The following is a 20,531-nucleotide window of genomic DNA, read 5'->3' as shown; positions in this document are numbered from 1 at the left end:
ATCCGGGGGGCTTGCAGGAGACAGAGTTGAAGCAAAACGCTTCTGCCGCCCCTAAGTCTTGACCGCTCCACCCTTGCAGTTCAGGGCCGTCACGCTAAATTAATGTTTTATCAGCATGTTAGTATGTTTCTATGGATAAAATCGTCGATATCTTCCTTCGCCTGCTCTACTAAGCCTTTAGATGGCAGGGTTAAGATCTGCTCACTATAACCAAACAGCATTGCATCCAACTGGCGCGCTACGCGGTGCACATCAACACTTCGGAACGACTGCTCGTCCATGCCTGTCTGAATAATGTTTGCCAGCACCTCATGCCACTCATCCAGAAAGGTTTGCATCAGACTCGCGTAAGCTTCGTCATGGGTAGAGAGTAACCATAAGGAACCATATAATTTACGGGTCGGGTCGGGGGCATCGGTAATCATCCCGTTAATAAATTCCTGCAATTTTTGCCTGGCGGATAAAGGCTGAATGATGAGACGAAATTCCTTAATTTCTGCATTGATAAAACTTGTTACTGCCGCGAGACTCAGCGACTGCCAGTCTTTAAAATAATGGTAAATATGGCTTCGTGATAGGCCCAGATACTCTGTTACATCTCGCGTTTTAACCTTATCAATACCCTTCTCTGTAAATAACTCAATAACCGCATTAAGAATTTTCTCTTTCATTAGCTCAGATTTAGCGTTCATCTCTTACCTCAGTTGACTTTGAGCAGTTGCTCAAATAACATATACCATTATTGAGCACTTGCTCTATTTTAACAGAAGTACCACTCATGAACACTGAAAATATAAAGGCTATCTCCCCGACCACAAGCGCCTCCGGCACGCTGAAATCACTGGCTAACCGCTACCGCAAAAAGCTGTTCTTTACTTTTTTATTGGTCGTTGCCGAAAACGTCACTTATCTGTTGTATCCGATTCTGGCTGGCGTCTCCATTAACGCCATCATGTCCGGGCAGACGATAAATGCGATGCTCTATGGCGTATTGATCTTATTTATCTGGTGTCTGGGTGCAGCGCGCAGAAGCGTTGATACCCGCACTTTTGCCAGGATTTATGCGGCCCTGGCGGTATCCGTGATTAAGACTCAACGTAAAAATAACTTTAATCATTCAACCGTTGCAGCACGGGTTGTGTTGTCGAGAGAGTTTGTTGATTTTTTTGAACTGCACTTTCCTATGCTCATCACTTCGCTGTTTTCGATGATGGGTGCCGCAGTAATGTTGCTGATTATCGAATTCTGGGCGGGTATTGCCTGTTTGGTCATCCTGGCTTTACTGGCCTGTTTCCTGCCTGGTTTTGCCCGTAAAAATGAAGTGCTCTATAACAAACTCAATAATCGGCTGGAAAAAGAGGTTGATTTTGTTAGCAGGGCGACATCGTTATCTTTACAGCGACATTACTCCACGCTCGCCAGATTACGCATACGCCTCTCCGATCGCGAAGCAATGGGATATCTGTCAATCGGCGTGCTTGTCGCCATGCTATTTAGTCTGACCATTATCTGGATGACGCAGACAACGGGGATCAGTGCCGGGCACATTTATTCGGTCATGACCTATATGTGGATGTTCGCTACCAGCCTGGATAATGGCCCTCAACTGCTGGAGAAATACTCCCAGCTGAGTGATATCGGCCGCCGCGTCCATACGGAACAAATCTGATCCTAACGCACACTGCAAATTTTACTGCTTAATTCCCGGATATTCCGATGCCGCAATTTTTTATTGAAAGGCCTGTTTTTGCATGGGTTATCGCCCTGTTTATTGTACTGGCAGGCATAATTGCCATTCCGCGGTTGCCCGTGGCGCAGTACCCCGCTGTGGCTCCTCCGAGCGTCAGCATTACGGTGACCTATCCCGGCGCCACGCCAGCAACGATGAATGAGTCGGTCATTTCGTTGATCGAGAGAGAAATCTCCAGCGTTGACGACATCCTTTACTTCGAGTCTTCAAGTGATACGTCAGGCACTGCCAGCATTACAGTGACTTTTAAACCCGGAACGGACATCAAGCTCGCTCAGGTTGATGTGCAGAACAAAATCAAGGTGGTTGAATCCCGGCTGCCGCTGACCGTACGTCAGAACGGTCTGAACGTGGAGGCGGCAAACGCGGGATTTCTGATGATCGTCGGGTTGCGCTCGCCCTCGGGTCGATTCAGCGAACAGGACCTAAGCGACTATTTTGCGCGTAACGTTTCTGAGGAACTACGTCGCGTGCCAGGCGTTGGCAAAGTACAGCTGTTCGGCGCTGAGAAAGCAATGCGCGTATGGCTGGACCCGGTCAAACTATTTAACTATAAGCTCTCGGTCAGCGACGTTACCACCGCGCTAAGCCAGCAGAACGCCCAGGTCTCGCCGGGCAGAATCGGCGATGAACCGGCGCAGCCCGGACAAGCGGTGACCTACCCGCTTAACGTACGCGGGCAGCTTAGTTCTGAGGAAGAGTTCCGCAACATTACGCTTAAGGCGCTAAGTAACGGTTCGCGCGTCCGGCTGGCTGACGTGGCGCGCGTGGAACAGGGTCTACAGAGCTACGCGTACGCGATTCGTGAAAACGGCCATCCGGCTACTGCCGCAGCGATCCAGCTGATGCCGGGTGCCAATGCCGTCAGCACGGCGGAGGGCGTGCGTTCTCGGCTAAATGAACTCTCAACGGTGCTGCCGCAGGGCATGACGTTCTCGGTGCCGTTTGATACCGCGCCGTTTGTGAAGCTGTCGATTGAGAAAGTCATCCACACTTTTATTGAAGCCATGGTGCTGGTATTCCTGGTGATGCTGCTATTTCTGCAGAATCTGCGCTATACCTTTATTCCGGCAATTGTCGCGCCGGTGGCGCTGCTCGGCACTTTTACCGTAATGCTGATGAGCGGATTTTCCATTAATGTGCTGACCATGTTTGGCATGGTGCTGGCTATCGGCATCATTGTTGACGATGCGATTTTGGTAGTGGAGAGCGTTGAGCGCCTGATGGTTGAAAAAGGCCTGTCGCCAAAAGAAGCAACACGTGAGTCGATGCGCGAGATTACGCCAGCGATTATCGGTATTACGCTGGTGCTTACCGCCGTGTTTATTCCCATGGGATTCGCCACCGGCTCGGTTGGCGTCATCTATCGGCAGTTCACACTTTCGATGGCTGTTTCCATTTTGGTCTCGGCTTTTCTTGCGCTGACGATGACCCCTGCACTGTGTGCTTCCCTGCTGAAGCCGATTGCGCAGCACGGCGAAGAAAAGAAAGGCTTTGCAGGCGTGTTTAACCGCCGCTTCAGTGCCCTAACGACAAGCTATGAGCGGGCATTGCACGCCACGCTACGCCGTGGCGGCCGCGTCATGCTGATTTATGCCATGCTGAGTGCGGTGATTTTTGCTGCCTATCTGGCGCTGCCTTCATCCTTTATCCCTGAAGACGATCAGGGCTACTTTATGACGTCGATCCAGTTGCCGTCAGATGCCACACAAGAAAGAACCCGTCATGTGGTTGATCGGCTTGAAAAAACGATCATGGAAAGGCCCGGCATTGCCAGTAATATCTCCATCTTTGGCTTTGGTTTTTCCGGATCCGGTCCGAACACCGCGATGGCCTTTACCACCCTGAAAGAATGGGGCGAACGGCAAGGCGCAACCGCTGATGGTGAAGCAAAATTTGTCCAGACGAAGATGAATGACGATCCCGCCGCCACGGTAATGAGCCTGATGCCGCCCGCGATTTCTGATATGGGGACTTCATCGGGTTTTGATCTCTACCTCGAAGATCGTGCCGGCCGCGGTTTTGCAGCATTGTTGCAGACAGCCTCAGAGCTAACGGAGAAAGCCAATAACAGTGGCGTGGTCAGTGATGTCTACATTGAGGGTTTACCTGCGGGTGTAAGTGCCACTCTTGAGGTAGACAGAGAAAAAGCGCAGGCAATGGGCGTCAGCTTTGACGACATTAATCAGATGCTGTCAGTCGCGATTGGCTCAAACTACGTCAATGACTACGTAGATAACGGGCGAGTACAACAGGTTATTGTGCAGGCGGACTCCCGTTACCGTATGCAACTGGCAGATTTACTTAAGCTTTACGTCAGGAATGCCTCGGGTGAGATGGTGCCGCTGTCGGCCTTTATCTCGACGGACTGGACCCAGTCGCCGCAGCAGCTCAGTCGTTATCAGGGCTATCCGGCGATTAAAATCACTGGCAGCGCCGCTGCTGGCTACTCCAGCGGGGCAGCGATGGCTGAAATGGACCGACTTGCCGCTTCTCTTCCAGCAGGCTATTACGCCGAGTGGACTGGCACCTCGCTGCAGGAACGTAGCTCAGCGGCTCAAATGCCGCTGCTGATCGCCTTATCCGTTCTTGTTGTTTTCCTGGTGCTTGCCGCGCTGTATGAGAGCTGGTCAGTACCGCTTTCAGTAATACTTGTCGTTCCGCTGGGTATGGCTGGCGCTCTACTGGCAGTATTTCTCGCAGGTATGTCTAACGATGTTTTTTTCAAGGTCGGTATGATCACACTAATCGGACTTTCAACCAAAAACGCCATCCTCATTGTAGAGTTTGCGCGACAACTTTATGCGCAGGGTGAACCGCTGCTTGAGGCAACCAAGCAAGCAGCCCGACTACGCCTGCGGCCAATTATCATGACGTCACTGGCTTTTACTCTTGGTGTGGTTCCCCTGATGATGGCAAACGGTGCCAGTAAGAGCACCCAGAATGCGATTGGCACAGGCGTGTTCGGCGGGATGCTTAGCGGTACGCTGCTGGCCATCTTCTTTGTGCCCGTATTTTTTGTGATTATCACATCGGCTGTGCAAAAGCTTAGCGGCTTGCTGAAAAGGGTAAATAAAGGCTGAATGCTAAGCCCAGGCAATCCTGAGTTGATTGCATTGCCATTCATCGACAATGTTAATAAACCCTGCTTTAAACGCGAAGACCCACTTTTCGCTCATAGGGGACGCTGTCATGCACAGCGTCCCCTTTGGCAGGAGCGGACATTGTTGGCATCGTGTTTATTGTTAACTGAGCAGTTCATATTGCGGTAATACCCGGCCATCGTCACTGACGAGGTATTTAGCGCCATCTCAGCGACCCATCCTTAACAGGAAGAGCCACAGAGTAAGCTTGCCTGAGGCTGTTTTCACACGGAGTCGAACGAAAGAAATCAAACAATGCGGGGCCCAGATTAAATAAGAGCCCAATGTGAATGAAAATATTAAACCTGGAACGCTTCAACCATGCCTCGTAAAGCATGTGCCTGAGCAGAAAGCTCTTGCGACGCAGAGGAGGACTCTTCAACCAATGCAGCATTGTTCTGTGTTACGCCATCCATTTGGCTGACGGCGATGCTGACCTGTGAAATTCCCTGCATTTGTTCGGAAGAAGCCAGAGATATCTCGTCCATCGCATCCGCGAGTTCACCTACCATGCTGACGATTTTCATGATGCTCTGCCCGGTTCCAGTCGCCACGTTCACACCACTTTCCACCTGCCCTACGGCCTGCTCAATGAGTTGTTTGATATCCCGTGCAGCAGTCGCACTTCGTTGTGCTAACGTTCTGACTTCACCGGCAACCACGGCAAATCCCCTTCCTTCTTCACCGGCGCGAGCAGCTTCAACGGCGGCATTGAGTGCAAGAATATTGGTCTGGAAGGCAATGCTTTCAATGACGGAAGTAATATCCCTCACTTTTGTCGCGCTGAGAGAAATCTCGTTCATCGTATCCGACATTTTCTGCACATCCGCCTCGCCAGCTCGCGCCAGCTCTGCTGTCCCACGTGCAACTTGTGCCGTCTGCTGTGCACCTGCAGTATTACTTTTCACCGTTGCCGTGAGTTGCTCCATACTCGCGGCCGTTTCCTGAAGCGCAGCGGCCTGCTGTTCAGTACGGGATGAAAGTTCAGTGTTGCCTTTTGATATCTCATCCGCGGCTAGAGCAACGGATCCAGCCGAGTCTTTAATTTGTGATACCAGTCCACGTAGACTCTCCTGCATACGATCTAACGATGCCAGTAGGCTGTGCTTATCGTTACGGCGCAAGGTTATTGAGGTTGTCAGATTCCCCGCGGCGATGGCTGCCGCAAGTGCCTGTGCCTGGCCGGGCTCGCCGCCTAGCTGACGCATCAGTACACGTACGATTAAATAACCGGTCACCACAGAAATAATCACTGAAAGCGCCGCCATTATTAATAAAATAAACGCTGTGCGTGTCGTGGATGCACTGTTCTCAGCCATCGTATCCTTGCTGAGTGTCATTTCGATGTTTGTTAGCGCATCCAGCGATCCCATTAATGCCTGCTGCGCCGGTCGCGCCGTTTTCATGAGGTAAACCGTTGCTTCCTGCTGACGGTTATCGAGTCCCATCTGCCCTGCGATCATTAACGTCTCCATCGCGGCGCTCTCAGAGGCAACGACTTTTTCAAGAGCCTCCTTCCCGTGAGAGGAAACATTGAACCTCATGCTATCTACCAGCTCACGGCGCTTCTCAATATAATTTTTCTGCTGCGAGATTAATCTTTGCCATTCAGGCTGCATTTCTACGGGATCGCTCAGTAAAGCCAGGTTGCGCACGGCAATGGCCATATCTCGAGCAATTCCCCGCATATCCTGAACCAGCGTAAAGCGCTTCATCTTGTTATTGACCGTATCTTCCATCCCATCCCGCGCCTGCCATAATGCGTTCAGAGCAATCCCCGTGCACAATACGAAAAGAATAATGAGCAGACTGAAACCCGCAGCCAGACGTGTAGATATTTTCATTTATAATTCTCTTAAAGTTCAAGATGCTTTGCCGAAGAAGAGGAATTATAGACAGTGAAATTAACCCTGCCTGCGCGACAAATTAATAAGGGCTTCACTCAAATTCATCACGCACGGAAAATATAAGAACTGCTTGAGTTATCACGGATTACTTAAGTTAAATTTGGCATTTTTAAATGCTTTGGATTAATTTAACCCCGTAAATAACTCAATTTAAATTAACCTTTATTTTAGGGAAAATATTTTATATTTTTTTAGTTACATTATTTTAAAAACGAAGCGTGTTTTAAAAACACGCTTACTTCGAGAAAATTTAACTTATGTTACGCTCTTACCATTACTCAGATTGGATTGAAAAGGAAACGACAGCTTCCTGTAATACCAGAAAACGCCATAATCATACTGAAAGTCTGTCCTATTTTGTCCTCACCGTGGTAACGGCGACCGGCATGCCCTCCTCTGGCCAACTTCATCACATACTTGAAGATCATGCTAAATGGAAAAGAAGTTGAGCGCCGGAGAGAGCATGTGAAACGGGCTGGCTTAATCTCACATTGGCAGCGTATCAGGTTGGAAAAATTGATATGACCCATCACGTCGTGCTTTAGCCTGATACATCGCTGTATCGGCATTTTCAAATAACGTATTTACCGTTTTTGTCCCAAATCGTGCCAGGCTGATGCCAATCGATGCGCCGATCTTTACTTCTACGCCATTGATAGCAAAAGGACCCTTCAGGCCGTCTATGAGGCGCAGTGCAATAGCGGCTGCAGCATCATGACTACTGCACTTTGCTGCCACGACAAACTCGTCTCCTCCCTGACGTGCTAACGAGTCGCCCTGGCGCATGCAACTTTGTAGCCGTTCGCTTACCTGCTGCAGCAACATATCCCCTATTGCGTGCCCCATCGAATCGTTAACTGCTTTGAATCCATTCAGATCGATAAACAGGACAGTCGTATACGCAGGATCTTCTACGTGCGTAAGCATGGATTGCACTTTGTCGTTGATCCAGGCTCGGTTTGGCAGTCCGGTTAAGGTGTCGCGGGTCGCGAGCAGCTCAAGCATCAACATCTTTTCTTTATCACGGGTGATGTCACGCGAAACCAGCACTGCTCCGATATTTTTACCTGTAGAGGGATCGCTTACGCCGCAGGCCTTAGTGCCAAGTGTAATGTAGTGACCGTTACGATGCCTTTTACGCACCTCGACGACGTCTGGTAACTCAGCACCGTTGAAGATATTTGCCAGAACTGCCGCAGCAGGCTTTTGATCGTCGATATGCAGGAAGTCCACCACCAGCTGGCCCACTATTTCATCGGCTGACCAGCCTATCATTTCGCTATACGAAGGAGAGATCGAAACGTACCGACCATCCGCATCACAGTGGGCGATCAGATCAGTACTGTTTTCAATCAACAAACGATATTCTGTCGCCGTGCGCAGCGCGTCCTGAAGGGCTTTGCGCTGTCCGGTAACATCTAAAACGAAGCCGCTAAACTGTGTATGAGAATCACCTGGTTGGCATGCCGGCAGACCTGAAACAATCACATGGCGCATCGTTCCATCCAGACACTTGATCGGCACCTCTATATTAAATGGCGTCTTAAACTCTAATGCCGCTGTCAGCTGCATCGCGATTTTTGCATCTTCCTCTACCAGCGCAAGGCTAAGCCACTCACAAAGCGTTATGCCTTTAAGTAGGGGCAATAAGCCTTCAGGGCTTTCCTGGCTGGCAATGCAAATGCCCCGTGCATCCGTCGACCAAACGGCAGAAAGTGTGGGTTTGATCGCGATATTCATGCTGGTGATTCCGTTGTTTGCCGATGATGCTGAACACATTTATTTCTGCTGCTAAAACCCATCAGGTGCTGAAAAAGTGCCTGATAATGATAACGTCATGCTTTCCATCGCAGCACTGCCAGAGCCTGTTATCAGGCATCTTAGGGCTGCAAAAGCTGATCTCTCTTTATCGGCTGATGAGTTCAGGATCTTTAGTGCCCCGCATTAAACATCGCCGACCTCGACACGGCGTTTCGCTTCGTGCTTTTTATCGAGCAGGTATTATCCAGCGACATCTGATGCTCATGCCATACGCGTGGGCGCGACTGAAAATGCCTGGGCAATATTCACCGCTCCGTCTTCAGTCGGGCAATTATAGGTGAGTATTGAGTCATCATACTTTGCTTTCTTCTCATCGCTCTCCGAGCTGTAAACACATGACCTGCTTCGTGGTTAAAGTGGATCGTGCAGTGCGCATGTCGGCTTTGTGCCAATAGCGGACGTTGTTAAAAGCAAGGTGTGCTAACTTCTACGAAGCTGCTCTTAGGAGGTTAATTGAATGCGCTATAGCTGCATGAATAACACAAAATGGAATGAGATCAGGCTGGCAATGGTCAGTATGAAATCGCCTCCTATATGGAAAATCACTTATATCAATGGCTATGAAACTGCAGTTGATGGCGAGTGGTTTTATCATTTCAGCGAGGGCGGCTATTTAGACATCTACTATCTTGATGTGATAACAAATTCAGCTGATCAGCATGCTTCAGTTGGCGCTATTCTTCGGACTATTCATCTACCTGGAATGGAGACTGCAACCGGTTATAGAATTTTTGGGTACGCAGATTCATTCAGTAATGTGAATTATCTTTAGCTGGACAAAATCGTTAAACGTCCAGCAGGATAACTTTGATCGTAGTATCGAATTGGCTTCCGCTTTTCGCTCATGACCGTCCCTTAGCCTCACTTGAACTATATAAACTTCCCCAGACATTAACTTTTTTGCCAGTAAGTCTCTCAATGGCCTCAATTGCGTCTGGATCACCATAGCGAGCCATGCAATATAAACAATCGCCACCACAGTCAAAATTCATAGTTTCTGGTGTTTTGCTCATCGGTTGGCCGCAGGTCTGGCAACTGTTTACATTCACTGGAATGACATCCTGTTTAGATTTTCACTAATATGTTGCTTAACATAATATCCCAAGATCGACCTGCTCCCTGATAATTCTCATAAAATGCTTCTGGCAATGTCCGCTATTCGCTCATAACGGACGTTGTGCAGGCCCATGTCCGCTATGAGCGAAAAGCGGACATTAATTTGGGGGCGGAAACGTCGTAATGACTCAACCGTTAGGGAGTTTTAATTTTGCTTGTTCTGGTAAAGATCCCAGCGGTTGCCGTACAGGTCCTCAAATACAACTACTGTTCCGTACTCCTCTTCGCGAGGCTCTTGGGAGAATGTAACGCCTTTTAATTTCATGGAGTTGTAGTCGCGCCAAAAGTCATCAGTTTGCAGAAAAAGGAATACCCTTCCACCACATTGATTGCCTATAAAATCTTCCTGCCTCTCATTTGAAGCGCGTGCCAGTAGAAGATTGCAATCGCTTTCCGGGTTAGGTGTGACTACGACCCAACGTTTACCCGGCTGAGGTGTATCTTCAACGAGAGTAAACCCCAGCGTTTCCGTGTAATACTCAATTGCCCGATCATAGTCATCAACGACTATGGCCACATATCCCATGCATCGCTTCTGCGTTCTCATTTCTGTTCCATTAGGTTTCAGACATAACTACCAAGAAACATTTTTTTAACACAAATGATCCTTAGTTGCATTATGGGTTTGTCCAAAGCACTGAAGTCTGCTTTTCGCTCATATGGGACATCCACAATCAAATCTCCTATCACAATGGAGATTGAACATGACAACGTCCCCCCCTGGAACAAAAGCCGTATCATTGGCCAGAAACGACCTCTTCAGATATCTCATATTTGGGGAATTCGTATCCGACTTGAGCTCGAAGGCAAAGTACGCGACTTAGCTCTGTTTAACATGGCTCTGGACGGTAAACTTCGCGGCTGTGATTTGGTGAAGCTGAAGGTTTCTGATGTAGTCTATGGGCACTCAGTTTCGGGCAGAGCGGCTTTGCTCCAGAAAAAAACGGGGAGTTCTGTTCAGTTTGAACTGACATAAGGAACCAAGGAGGCAGTAACGGCTTGGATCAAAATGGCTCACCTGCGAAGTGGCGGCTATCTATTCCAGTCCCGCGTCAGCTCAGAATGTCACATCTCAACCCGGCAATATAACCCTATTTTTCACGGATGGATTGATAAGCTCGGTCTCGACGATTCGCTTTACAGCACGCATTCTATGCGCAGAACTAAACCTTATCTAATCTACAAGAAAACAAAAAATCTGAGGGTAATCCAGCTACTGTTGGGCCATAAAAAACTCGAAAGCACAGTTCGTATCTTGGCATTGAAGTCGATGATGCCCTGGAGATATCTGAATCGATTGAAGTCGAACATGTCAGGGCTGCAACAGCAGCCCTGTGCCAGAAGCGGACGTTGTAAGCGAATGATTTGAAAACGATCAGGTATATCCATACACAACGAAAGCGTTCAGTTTTTCCGTGCTGAATTTCTTTTCAGGTAATACTCACCTGCAAGGTAACCCGTGACTGCAACAAAGGTTATTGCTCCACCCAACAACGTATTATTGGCTGGCAATTCACTGAAGAACACCCAAACCCACATCGGCCCCAATACGATGTCAGCTTGTGCAATCAAACTGGCCTCTGCAGGGTCAAGATGCCGGCTTCCTGCCATGAACAATAGATAGCTGATACTCTGTGTGGACATCGCAAAAGCAATTAACCATAAGATGTCATGCATACCTGGAACAGGGAGACCCTGTGGCATCATCGCAACGCTGAACGCTCCGCAGAGGGCGCAAGCCAGAGCTGTGACTGCAGGCAGGTTCATTTCCGGCCACTTTCCGGACATAACTATGCTGGCGGCAAACCCGGCAGTCATTATAAGAGCCAAAGCGTTACCTGCCGTATCGCCCGTACCTGATGCGGAGGCAGCCATAACTACAACGCCGACGAGGCTAACTGCTGCGGAGATAAGCGCGCGTTTCGTAATTTCTTTACTCTGTATCAGCCAGCCCAACCCCATAGCAAAAAAAGGAATTGTGGCATAGACGGTCATCACGCCTGCGACGCTGGTGAGTTTCAGTGCCGCTACGTAGCAGAACATAGAAATTGCCATTACGGCAGCAGTTATCAGACCTTTTAAGCCCACATCATTACGGAATGAAAAGCGGCGTAGATACCCGCCCCACGCAAGCAAAAGAATCAGCGACAGGAAAGCAAACAGTGAGCGCCATGCGACCATAGCCCATGTGTTCATATCGATCATTCTCACGAAAAATCCCGCTGAACTCCACAGGAGGGCAGAAAGGCACACCATAATCAGCCCCAGAGTGTGCCTGCTCACGGTCTTAATAAGTGGCATCTTTTATCCCTGCCTATGTTAGTCTTATAAAAAAAGTAGAATGGTCTAATTATTATGGCGAAAAGTGACACGCGCAAACGTCTTTTGCAAGCTGGTATACGAGTTTTCATGAGGGAGGGTTACGAAGGCGGGGGGATCACGACGATTCTGAGTGAGGCAGGAATGCCTAAAGGGTCTTTTTATAATCTCTTTCCGAGTAAAGAAGAATTTGCCTGTGCCACGCTCGACGCCTATATCGAGACTTTTGCTCAGCTCCGGACAGATACGTTGCTGGGCAGTGCCATGATTCCCCGCATGCGCCTGATGAGCTGGCTTAACGGGCATAGGGAATATATTGAGCGAGATCCTGAAGCAACAGGCTGCCTGGCGGGTATTATTGGACAGACAAGTTCGGTAAACAGTGAAAAAATTCGGCAAAAACTGCTGTCGTTTTTTTCCTGCTGGGAGCGCGATCTGATAAACGTATTTAATGACGCTCAGCATGCTCAGACTTTATCGCCGGTGATGTCGCCGGAAAGCGCGGCAAAGCTGCTCATTCATAGTTATGAAGGAGTTATGGTACGTATACGCATAGAAGGGAGCACGAATCCTTATGACTTTCTGACGCAGACTTTACCAGACATTCTTTTTGCAGAACCCGCCACTGGTTGTGATTTTAAACCATGCTAAGAAGATGATGTAATCCAAAGCAAAAGAGTCCGCTTCTCGCTCATAGCGGGCTTTGACTCGCGAGCCTGTTTGCGTTGTGCCAAAGCGGACTCAATTTACTTTAAAGGTTAGCTAACCGACAATTCGCAAAACCTTTTTGTGCATAAACCCTGGCAGAATCAATTTGCTTTTCTCTCAGCCCGCTATCCCTTCCAGCGTGACCGATGCTCCGCCGCAAACAATGACCAGTACGTTATCAGCAGCGTTAAACCTGATTTTACGGTCGTACAAGAGTGAGAGTGACACGCCGCATGCCGGCTCAGTAAGTACTCGATGGTCATCGAGAAAGCGCCGGCAGGCTTGCAACGCTTCCTGGTCGGAAACCAGCATACTTCTGACATCCAGCCGTCTGGCCACATTGAAAACATTTTCGCACACCTGACTTGCGGCCAGCGTCGTGGCTATGCCGCTGACCTTATCAAGACGCACCAGCTTACCGGCATTAAGCGAGGCGTGAAGAGAGGCCGTGCCGTGGGTTTCCACGGCGTAAAGCGGAATATGGCCAAGCTGATGTTTCTCCAGCCCCTGAGCGATGCCGGACAGCATGCTTCCGCCACCAATGGAAAGGATCACCGCATCAGGCTTTACCCCTTCGCTGATGACCTCATCCACGATTGTGCTGATGCCCTCCCACAAAAGTGGATGATCAAAGGGATGCACACAGATGATGTCATCTGTCGCCAGTGACAGGGCGTAGTCGTTCGCCTCACTCCATACCTTCCCGTGCACAATAAGCCTCGCGCCTTCCTGCTCGATAAGCTCTTTTGCCTTGGCAGACGTGCTTTCTGGCACCACGACAGTGACCGGCAACCCCAGTTTGCGGCCGCAATGTGCCACCGCTATGCCTGCATTGCCGCCAGATGAACTGATGAAGGCTGTTGCGCCCCTTTCCGCGTAGTGACGACAAATATTCTCCGCGCTCCTGAGCTTGAACGAGCCCGTCGGCTGGGAAGATTCCATTTTAAGCCAGACATGGCATTCGCAATGCTGACTTAAAGGCAGTGAATGTATAAGAGGAGTCCGGATACTTATTCCCATGAGTGTGTTCCTTATGATTTCTTTATCCTGATAAACGGGAGCGTTTCAGTCTAAGAGACAGATTTATCATAAGGGGTACGAGCGTAAAGGAATGGATACAACTTCTAACGAAAGTACTGGTTACAGTTACGTCCTAACAAAGAAAGTAATGGTTCGTCCGCTTCTCGCTCACATCAGACCTTGCCACGAGAGCATGTCCGCTCTGTGCCAGAAGCGGACGTTGGTGATTTATTTATATGCACTGCTGAAAACAAGTCCCCTTAGCCCAACACATTCAATCCTCACTGGCTTCATGATTAACAAGACGCGCACGGCAGACATCCAGAATTTCATCAGCCAGAGCGGAATTATCTGGGCAGGCACGAGACAACACCAGTGCACCCACAAGATGGGCGATGGTATCTATCAGGTCAGCGCGCGTGCCATTTTCAGTTCCTAAAACGGCGAGTTGGCGTTCAATTCCAGCGGCAAATGTCGCCTTAATTGATTCAGACTGACGGGATGTATCGGTGCCCAGTGCTGACATCACGCACCCTTTTCCCATATCATCGCGATGTTGTCGGGAGAGGTAGTATGCAATAAATTTTTCCCGGTCCACACCTGCCGTGCTTTCTGCAGTACGCGTAAATCCGCAGCTCATCGCTTCCGCCATCAGGTCTGCCTTTGAACCAAAGTGCTTGTAAAACCCGCCATGGGTTAAGCCTGCCGCTGACATCAGTTCCGCCACGCCCACGCCATCGTAACCGCGTTCGCGAAAGAGTTCTGAGGCCGTTTCAACAATGCGTGTCCGGTTTTCCCGAACCTGCTCTTTCGACACTTTCATGCTTTCCAGCCCCTCTTAAAAGTTGAGTTTAAGTATACATTGATGATGACCGTAATCAAACGAGTTGACATTATAGATTATGATCATCATCATTATATTGACACCTCAACCCACCATTAACGGGCGAATAAGCATGACGAATCAGACATTATTTCAACCCTATGAACTTGGCTCACTAACACTGGCCAACCACATCGTGATGGCACCGCTGACACGTAACCGGGCCGGAACGGGGCTGGTGCCGGGCGAACTGGCGGCGACCTACTACGCCCAGCGTGCCACAGCAGGATTGCTGATCACTGAAGCCACGCAGATCTCCGCACAGGCGCAGGGCTATCAGGATACGCCGGGGATTTACACGCAGGCTCAGATCGATGGCTGGCGTAAAGTGACTGACGCGGTGCATGCCAAAGGTGGGCGCATATTTGTACAGTTATGGCACGTAGGACGAATTTCTCATGTCGATTTACAGCCGGGTGGCGCTGCACCGGTCGCGCCGTCAGCCATTCGCGCCGAGACAAAAACCTTTGTGAACAATGGCTTTGCTGATGTTTCTGAGCCACGTGCGCTGGAGTTGCAGGAAATACCGGGGATTATCGACGATTTCAGAACGGCATCGGCCAATGCCATTGCCGCCGGCTTTGACGGCGTAGAGATTCACGGCGCGAATGGTTATCTACTGGAACAGTTCCTCAAAGATGGCGCAAATCAGCGTACTGATGAATACGGCGGCTCTGTTGAGAATCGTGCGCGCCTGTTGCTGGAAGTCACGGCGGCTGTAAAAGATGAGATTGGTGCTGACCGCACCGGCGTACGTATTTCACCGGTTTCTCCTGCTAATGCGATTTCGTGCAGTGATCCGCAGCAGCAATATGATTACGTCGCTGACCAACTCAGCGCATTAGGCATCGTGTACCTCCATGTAGTTGAAGGTGCGACGGGCGGCCCGCGTGATGTATCCCCGTTCAATTACGACTCCCTGCGCCAGCGTTTTAAAAACACCTACATTGGCAACAATGGCTATGACCTGGAACTGGCGTCCGCTCAGCTTGCGCAGGGTAAAGCCGATCTGTTCGCGTTTGGTCGCCCATTCATCTCCAACCCCGATCTGGTCGAAAGGCTGAAGACGGGCGCACCTCTGGCCTCAATCAATCCTGAAACACTTTATGGCGGTGGCGCAGCGGGATATACCGATTACCCGTCGCTGACTGAGACCAGTAAGTAAAGCACCGGTGTGACGGTTCTTCATACATCGCACATGGCGAATTCTGTTTACACTTTAATAAAGAAGATCAAATTATGACTAAAGCTTCAGTTCTCATTACAGGCGCATCCACGGGTATTGGTGCGGTTTACGCTGAACGGTTCGCCCGCCGGGGCCACGACCTGGTTTTGGTTGCGCGCGACAAAACGAAGTTAGAAATACTGGCCGATCGCCTGCGACAGGAAAATGGCATTTCTGTCGATGTTTTGCCTGCTGACCTTACGCAAACGAGCGATTTAGCTGTGGTCGAAGCTCGCCTGCGTGAAGACGCGCAGATTGGCATTCTTATCAATAACGCGGGTATTGCACAGTCCGGCAGTTTTACAGAGCAGACACCTGATTCAATAGAAAGCCTTATCGCGCTTAATGTTACTGCGCTGACGAGACTTGCCAGTGCCGTGGCACCACGCTTTGTGCAAGCGGGCGAGGGATCGATCGTCAACATCAGTTCCATCGTCGGCCTCGCCCCAGAATTTGCCATGACGGTTTACGGCGCCACCAAAGCCTTCGTGCTTTTCCTGTCTCAGGGAATGAATGTCGAGCTGTCATCTAAAGGCATTTATATCCAGGCGGTGCTCCCTGCCGGCACTTACACGGAAATCTGGGACCGTGCGGGTATCGACATCACTAACTCGGCAAAATTCATGGAAGTGGGCGAATTAGTGGATGCCGCACTGGTAGGTTTTGACCGCCGTGAACGGGTCACCATTCCGCCTTTACATAGTGCTGCCCGCTGGGACACCCTGGATGCTTCGCGTCAGGCTCTGCTTTCAGACATCAAACAAGATGAATCCGCAGAACGATATAAATCACTGTAATCAATGAGGTGTCCTGTGCAGAACGGTCTTCCGGCTGTTCTGCACAGCGGTAAATCCGACATAAATCAATTACAGCCTGTCGTCTCATCAGCGATGAGAAACCTGAAACATCTCATGAAGGCCTTATTCAGCATGGCAAAAAAACGTGTTGCACTGGTTACCGGCGCGTCCTCGGGTACCTGTGGCTTTTACCGCGCATTCAGTCATTTCAGCAGCAGTATCCCGGCACCGAAGTTACGCTGGCATGCTCGTATGAGGACGTGGATTTCGGACGCGGCGAAGTGGATATCGCTATCCGACATGGCTTTCCGTCATGGGAAGGTTTCGATATCAGGTCCGTGAGAAATGAACGCATTCTGCCCATGGCATCACCGGAGTACCTTGCGCACGCACCCGTTAGTGCGCCTGAGGATTTGATCTCACGCAGGCTTATCTATTCGGAAAATACATTACTACGCTGGCCTGAGTGGTTCCGGGCACATAACATCGCCCAGCCCGCCCAGCCCTGGCTTTTCAGGTTTGATCGTTCATACATGAGCCTGGAAGCCGCCGCGATGGGGCACGGTGTAGTGCTTGAAAGCGAGCTTCTGGCAGAGAAATTCCTGCGTCAGGGTACGTTGGTCAGGATCCTTCCTGAGCAGTTTAGCCATACCATCAGCGCACATCATCTCGTCATGCCGCTGGGCTACCGGAGCAGGCCAAAGCTGCAGAATTTTCTGGGATGGTTTGAAGAAAATTTAGCCTCTGCCGGGACTGTAAATACACCTGCCCTTACCGGCCCGTCTGACAGTCAGACAACGTCCGTATCGCCATCATAATCCGGGTGCATAAGATGCCCTCTAGCCCTACAGCTTTAGGCTGAAGACTTCCTTTTCACTTGATGAAAGAGATGAAATATCCATAGGGCTGATAGCAAAAGTCAGCATCATGAACTGACACTTCTTACTCATAGCGGGTATACGTTCCCTGCATCGAGGCTCTGGCTTCATGATAAAGACATAACAGGCGCTTCAACACATCTGGCTTTTGCTGCCAGTGAACGGGCCATAGTCGACGAATTCTGGCGTGCCGCTCTACAGGTAGGCGGTAGAGACAATGGCGAACCGGGAATTCGCCATCATTACCACTCTCACTATTACGCCGCTTATATCTTAGACCCTGACGGTAATAACATCGAAGTCGTCTGTCAGAAAGGATGAGTAAGATGGCCGGACGACACTTTGCGAAATTGAACCCCATTTGAATTACGGCCTGTTAGTTTCGCCTGGCTGCTACCCGCGAAGTGAAATATCGTGTGGTGAGTTATTGCTTTGTTACGGCAGCAAAATTTACTGCCGCATCAAACGTGGTGATTCAGCGGGCTTTCTGCACCATCAGCGTCGTACCTTAGACTTGCAACGTCTTTCAAAGGAGAGCGGCCAAAGAAACGGGCGTACTCGCGATTAAACTGAGGCACGCTGCGATAACCCACCTCCATGGCAACAGACGTGACGCTCTGCTGGCGCGCCAGTAATTTGGTTCTGGCATGGAGAAGACGGACGCGCTTCTGATACTGGACCGGACTCATGTTTGTCACGGACTTAAAATGACGATGAAAAGCCGATACGCTCATGGCTTCCTGTGCGGCCAGTGATTCAACCACAAATTCATCAGCAAAATTATGTCTTATCCAGCGAATCGCATTACCTATCCGCGCCAGCATGGTTCCCGGTGAAGCGATATCCCTCAGCATCCAGCCATGTGGGCCTTTCAAAACATAATATAGGATTTCACGTTCATATACCGGTGCGAGAGCCGGGATATCCTCAGGGCTCTTCATCAGGCGAAGCATTCTTACCCAGGCATTCAGCAGCTCGGGCGTGACGGCAGCAACGGAAAAAGCACTCGACTGTGGATCAGCCTTCACGGGAGGTAAATCAGCCAACAACGTCGCTATCCGCTCAGGTTTCAGGGTCAGACTGATCGCGAGATAAGGAGCACCGGTGGCCTCGGGAAGGACTTCGCCTACGGCTGGCAAATCTACTGACATGACAAAGTAAGAAGCAGGATTGTAGTGGAATATCCGGTCACCTACCGTCATGGATTTACTTCCCCGCAGTATGAGATTAACCATCGGCTCATAGACCGCAGCCAGCGCATGCGCGGGAACGTCCCCCTGCACCATTGCCACACGCGGTATACCGGTTTCGGTTCGCCAGTTTCGGGCATGAGCGGCCAGAAGGCGCAGTTCGTCAAGCAGGGGTTCCAGTGCCAAGGTCAGCCTCCTCAGTATGATGATTAAAGCGAGCATAAAGCAGAAAAAGGCAAGAATCGAGCAGGAACGCAGAGGCAGAGCTGTCCCGGAGGTTTTATCCTTTTTCCTCTCGCAGACAGAAAGGATGAAACCTTGAAAATTGTACTGATTACCGGCGGCAGTGGCGGAATTGGCGCCAGTGTGGCGCAGCAGTGCGCGGCTAAAGGGATGGGGGTGATTGTGACTTATAACAGCCATCCTGAATCTGCCCTGAGGGTTGTGAAGGAGATTGAAGCGTCAGGCAGACATGCCGTTGCGCTGCATCTGGATGTGGCTCGCACCGAAACCTTCGGCACTTTCCGCGATGCCTTACTGGAGATAGCCAATATCACCTGGGAACGTGAGCACATTGACGTGCTGGTTAACAACGCCGGGTTTGGACTCTTCAACCCGATTGAAACGGTGACGGAGAGTGAGTTCGACACTCTTTTTGCCGTACACCTGAAGGGCCCTTTTTTCCTGACTCAAAAGCTGCTGCCTCTGATTTGTGATGGAGGACACATCATCAACGTTACCAGCGCCACCACGCGCATGGCCACGACAGGTGTTGCGCCCTACGCTGCCTTTAAAGGCGGCCTTGAAGTACTGACCCGTTATATGGCCAAAGAGTTCGGGTCGCGGCGCATCCGGGCAAACGCAGTCTCTCCGGGTGCAATCCGTACGTCGCTGGGCGGAGGACTGAACGAAGAATTTGAGAAACTGCTCGCCTCACAGACCGCGCTGGAACGCGTGGGGGAGCCGGATGATGTCGGCCGGGTAATCGCAGGCCTGGTCTCTGATGACAGCGTCTGGATCAACGCACAATCCATCGAGGTCGCCGGCGGCTACCAAATCTGAATCCTTCCGGAGGTTTTATGCTCGATCATCTGTTTTTAACGGTCAGCGATACAGACCGTTCTGTCCGTTTTTATACGGAAGCGCTTGCTCCTCTCGGCATCACGGTTCGTCATGATTATGACGGAAAAGAGGGGCCGCCAGGCCATCCGGATTTGAAAGGGTTCGGTGCTCAGGGCCGGATCTTTTTCTGGCTACGCGAAGGAACTGTTGCGCCAGCTGCTGTACATGTCGGGTTTGTCGCGCGAAATCAAACAATGGTGAATGAAGCCTATGCTTCAGCCATGCGTGCCGGCGCGTCTGACAATGGCGCACCTGGCGCCCGGCTTCACTACGATCCCCGCTACTACGCCGCCGGCGTTTTCGACCCCGATGGCTACAGCCTTGAATTTGTCTTTAAAGAATGGCAGCACCCTCAATCATGAAAACACTACTGATTTATGGCGCCACCGGATACACGGGACACATGACCGCCGCCCAGGCTAAAAGTGCCAGCCTGAATATTATCCTTGCCGGCAGAAACAGGCAGCGGCTGGGAGTATTTGCCGGTGAACTTGACGTCAGTATGCGGGTTTTCGGCCTTGAGGACGCTGGTGGAATCGCGCACGCGCAGTTGCGGAAGTTACCGGGGCTGACGGAAAGATCCACCGACTTATGGCGCTGAGTATAAAGCCGCCAAGTTTTTATGCTGCATATGTCAGTAAGGTTAGACTGT

19 protein-coding genes and 1 pseudogene are annotated in these 20,531 nt (G+C 50.4%); 12 read left to right on the top strand and 8 right to left on the bottom strand.

The window, feature by feature from the left end; all coding sequences use genetic code 11:
• Window positions 1-110: 110 nt before the first annotated feature.
• Window positions 111-692 (bottom strand): TetR/AcrR family transcriptional regulator, encoded by a 582-nt coding sequence (locus ACVLVH_RS00715; RefSeq protein ID WP_498948360.1) that lies wholly within the window; start codon window positions 690-692, stop codon window positions 111-113.
• Window positions 693-778: 86 nt separating this feature from the next.
• On the opposite strand from ACVLVH_RS00715, the gene ACVLVH_RS00710 reads away from it, so the two are divergent.
• Together ACVLVH_RS00710 and ACVLVH_RS00705 are read left to right on the top strand one after the other, a co-directional pair.
• Window positions 779-1,669, top strand: coding sequence for an ABC transporter six-transmembrane domain-containing protein (locus ACVLVH_RS00710; RefSeq protein ID WP_110866708.1), 891 nt, complete (start codon window positions 779-781; stop codon window positions 1,667-1,669).
• Window positions 1,670-1,716: 47 nt separating this feature from the next.
• Window positions 1,717-4,833: a multidrug efflux RND transporter permease subunit gene (locus ACVLVH_RS00705; protein WP_498948356.1), complete on the top strand. Its 3,117-nt coding sequence runs from the start codon at window positions 1,717-1,719 to the stop codon at window positions 4,831-4,833.
• 359 nt (window positions 4,834-5,192) lie between these two features.
• On the opposite strand, the gene ACVLVH_RS00700 is transcribed toward ACVLVH_RS00705, so the two are convergent.
• Both ACVLVH_RS00700 and ACVLVH_RS00695 read right to left on the bottom strand, forming a co-directional pair.
• Entirely contained in the window at window positions 5,193-6,737 is a 1,545-nt protein-coding gene (locus ACVLVH_RS00700; protein ID WP_498948354.1) for a methyl-accepting chemotaxis protein, read from the bottom strand.
• A gap of 549 nt (window positions 6,738-7,286) precedes the next feature.
• Complete coding sequence (locus tag ACVLVH_RS00695; RefSeq protein WP_280173236.1) at window positions 7,287-8,540, bottom strand: sensor domain-containing diguanylate cyclase; 1,254 nt, start codon at window positions 8,538-8,540, stop codon at window positions 7,287-7,289.
• A gap of 553 nt (window positions 8,541-9,093) precedes the next feature.
• Between ACVLVH_RS00695 and ACVLVH_RS00690 the strand changes: the two genes are divergently transcribed.
• Window positions 9,094-9,393: a DUF6678 family protein gene (locus tag ACVLVH_RS00690; RefSeq protein ID WP_225614495.1), complete on the top strand. Its 300-nt coding sequence runs from the start codon at window positions 9,094-9,096 to the stop codon at window positions 9,391-9,393.
• Between the two features lie 489 nt (window positions 9,394-9,882).
• Here the strand turns inward: ACVLVH_RS00690 and ACVLVH_RS00685 are convergent, their stop codons facing one another.
• Window positions 9,883-10,284, bottom strand: a complete 402-nt coding sequence (locus ACVLVH_RS00685) for a VOC family protein (protein WP_176973798.1) — start codon at window positions 10,282-10,284, stop codon at window positions 9,883-9,885.
• 144 nt (window positions 10,285-10,428) lie between these two features.
• Between ACVLVH_RS00685 and ACVLVH_RS00680 the strand changes: the two are divergent.
• Window positions 10,429-11,093, top strand: a pseudogene (locus ACVLVH_RS00680) (tyrosine-type recombinase/integrase).
• Window positions 11,094-11,141: 48 nt separating this feature from the next.
• Here ACVLVH_RS00680 and ACVLVH_RS00675 read toward each other — a convergent pair.
• Complete coding sequence (locus ACVLVH_RS00675) at window positions 11,142-12,038, bottom strand: DMT family transporter (RefSeq protein WP_312463762.1); 897 nt, start codon at window positions 12,036-12,038, stop codon at window positions 11,142-11,144.
• 54 nt (window positions 12,039-12,092) lie between these two features.
• Here ACVLVH_RS00675 and ACVLVH_RS00670 point away from each other — a divergent pair, with 54 nt between their 5' ends.
• Window positions 12,093-12,707: a TetR/AcrR family transcriptional regulator gene (locus ACVLVH_RS00670; RefSeq protein ID WP_312463761.1), complete on the top strand. Its 615-nt coding sequence runs from the start codon at window positions 12,093-12,095 to the stop codon at window positions 12,705-12,707.
• A 174-nt stretch (window positions 12,708-12,881) separates the two neighbouring features.
• On the opposite strand, the gene ACVLVH_RS00665 is transcribed toward ACVLVH_RS00670, so the two are convergent.
• Window positions 12,882-13,784, bottom strand: coding sequence for a pyridoxal-phosphate dependent enzyme (locus tag ACVLVH_RS00665; protein WP_498948352.1), 903 nt, complete (start codon window positions 13,782-13,784; stop codon window positions 12,882-12,884).
• 274 nt (window positions 13,785-14,058) lie between these two features.
• The gene (locus tag ACVLVH_RS00660; RefSeq protein ID WP_222213997.1) at window positions 14,059-14,607 is read right to left on the bottom strand and encodes a TetR/AcrR family transcriptional regulator; all 549 of its coding nucleotides are present in this window, start codon (window positions 14,605-14,607) and stop codon (window positions 14,059-14,061) included.
• A gap of 133 nt (window positions 14,608-14,740) precedes the next feature.
• Between ACVLVH_RS00660 and ACVLVH_RS00655 the strand changes: the two genes are divergently transcribed.
• The 4 genes from ACVLVH_RS00655 to ACVLVH_RS00640 all read left to right on the top strand — a co-directional run bounded on the left by ACVLVH_RS00655 (window position 14,741) and on the right by ACVLVH_RS00640 (window position 17,888).
• Window positions 14,741-15,832 carry an alkene reductase gene (locus tag ACVLVH_RS00655; RefSeq protein WP_192413337.1) on the top strand — a complete coding sequence of 364 codons (1,092 nt, stop codon included), beginning with the start codon at window positions 14,741-14,743 and terminating at the stop codon, window positions 15,830-15,832.
• 74 nt (window positions 15,833-15,906) lie between these two features.
• Window positions 15,907-16,689, top strand: a complete 783-nt coding sequence (locus ACVLVH_RS00650) for an SDR family NAD(P)-dependent oxidoreductase (protein WP_192413339.1) — start codon at window positions 15,907-15,909, stop codon at window positions 16,687-16,689.
• Window positions 16,690-16,742: 53 nt separating this feature from the next.
• Window positions 16,743-17,507 (top strand): LysR substrate-binding domain-containing protein, encoded by a 765-nt coding sequence (locus ACVLVH_RS00645; protein WP_498948750.1) that lies wholly within the window; start codon window positions 16,743-16,745, stop codon window positions 17,505-17,507.
• Between the two features lie 78 nt (window positions 17,508-17,585).
• Window positions 17,586-17,888, top strand: coding sequence for a VOC family protein (locus ACVLVH_RS00640; protein ID WP_498948749.1), 303 nt, complete (start codon window positions 17,586-17,588; stop codon window positions 17,886-17,888).
• A 140-nt stretch (window positions 17,889-18,028) separates the two neighbouring features.
• On the opposite strand, the gene ACVLVH_RS00635 is transcribed toward ACVLVH_RS00640, so the two are convergent.
• On the bottom strand, window positions 18,029-18,979 hold the full coding sequence (locus tag ACVLVH_RS00635) for an AraC family transcriptional regulator (RefSeq protein ID WP_498948349.1): 951 nt from the start codon (window positions 18,977-18,979) through the stop codon (window positions 18,029-18,031).
• 96 nt (window positions 18,980-19,075) lie between these two features.
• On the opposite strand from ACVLVH_RS00635, the gene ACVLVH_RS00630 reads away from it, so the two are divergent.
• Genes ACVLVH_RS00630 through ACVLVH_RS00620 form a run of 3 tightly spaced genes read left to right on the top strand, consistent with a single transcriptional unit; the run spans window position 19,076 to window position 20,480 of the window.
• Complete coding sequence (locus tag ACVLVH_RS00630; RefSeq protein WP_498948348.1) at window positions 19,076-19,819, top strand: SDR family NAD(P)-dependent oxidoreductase; 744 nt, start codon at window positions 19,076-19,078, stop codon at window positions 19,817-19,819.
• A 17-nt stretch (window positions 19,820-19,836) separates the two neighbouring features.
• Window positions 19,837-20,241, top strand: a complete 405-nt coding sequence (locus ACVLVH_RS00625) for a VOC family protein (RefSeq protein WP_280173254.1) — start codon at window positions 19,837-19,839, stop codon at window positions 20,239-20,241.
• Complete coding sequence (locus ACVLVH_RS00620; protein WP_462063295.1) at window positions 20,238-20,480, top strand: hypothetical protein; 243 nt, start codon at window positions 20,238-20,240, stop codon at window positions 20,478-20,480. Before ACVLVH_RS00625 ends, ACVLVH_RS00620 begins: the two co-directional genes overlap by 4 nt.
• The last annotated feature ends 51 nt before the right edge of the window (window positions 20,481-20,531 follow it).

The organism is Kluyvera sp. 1366, from assembly GCF_054823405.1.
This window is presented reverse-complemented; position numbering and strand designations above follow the sequence as displayed.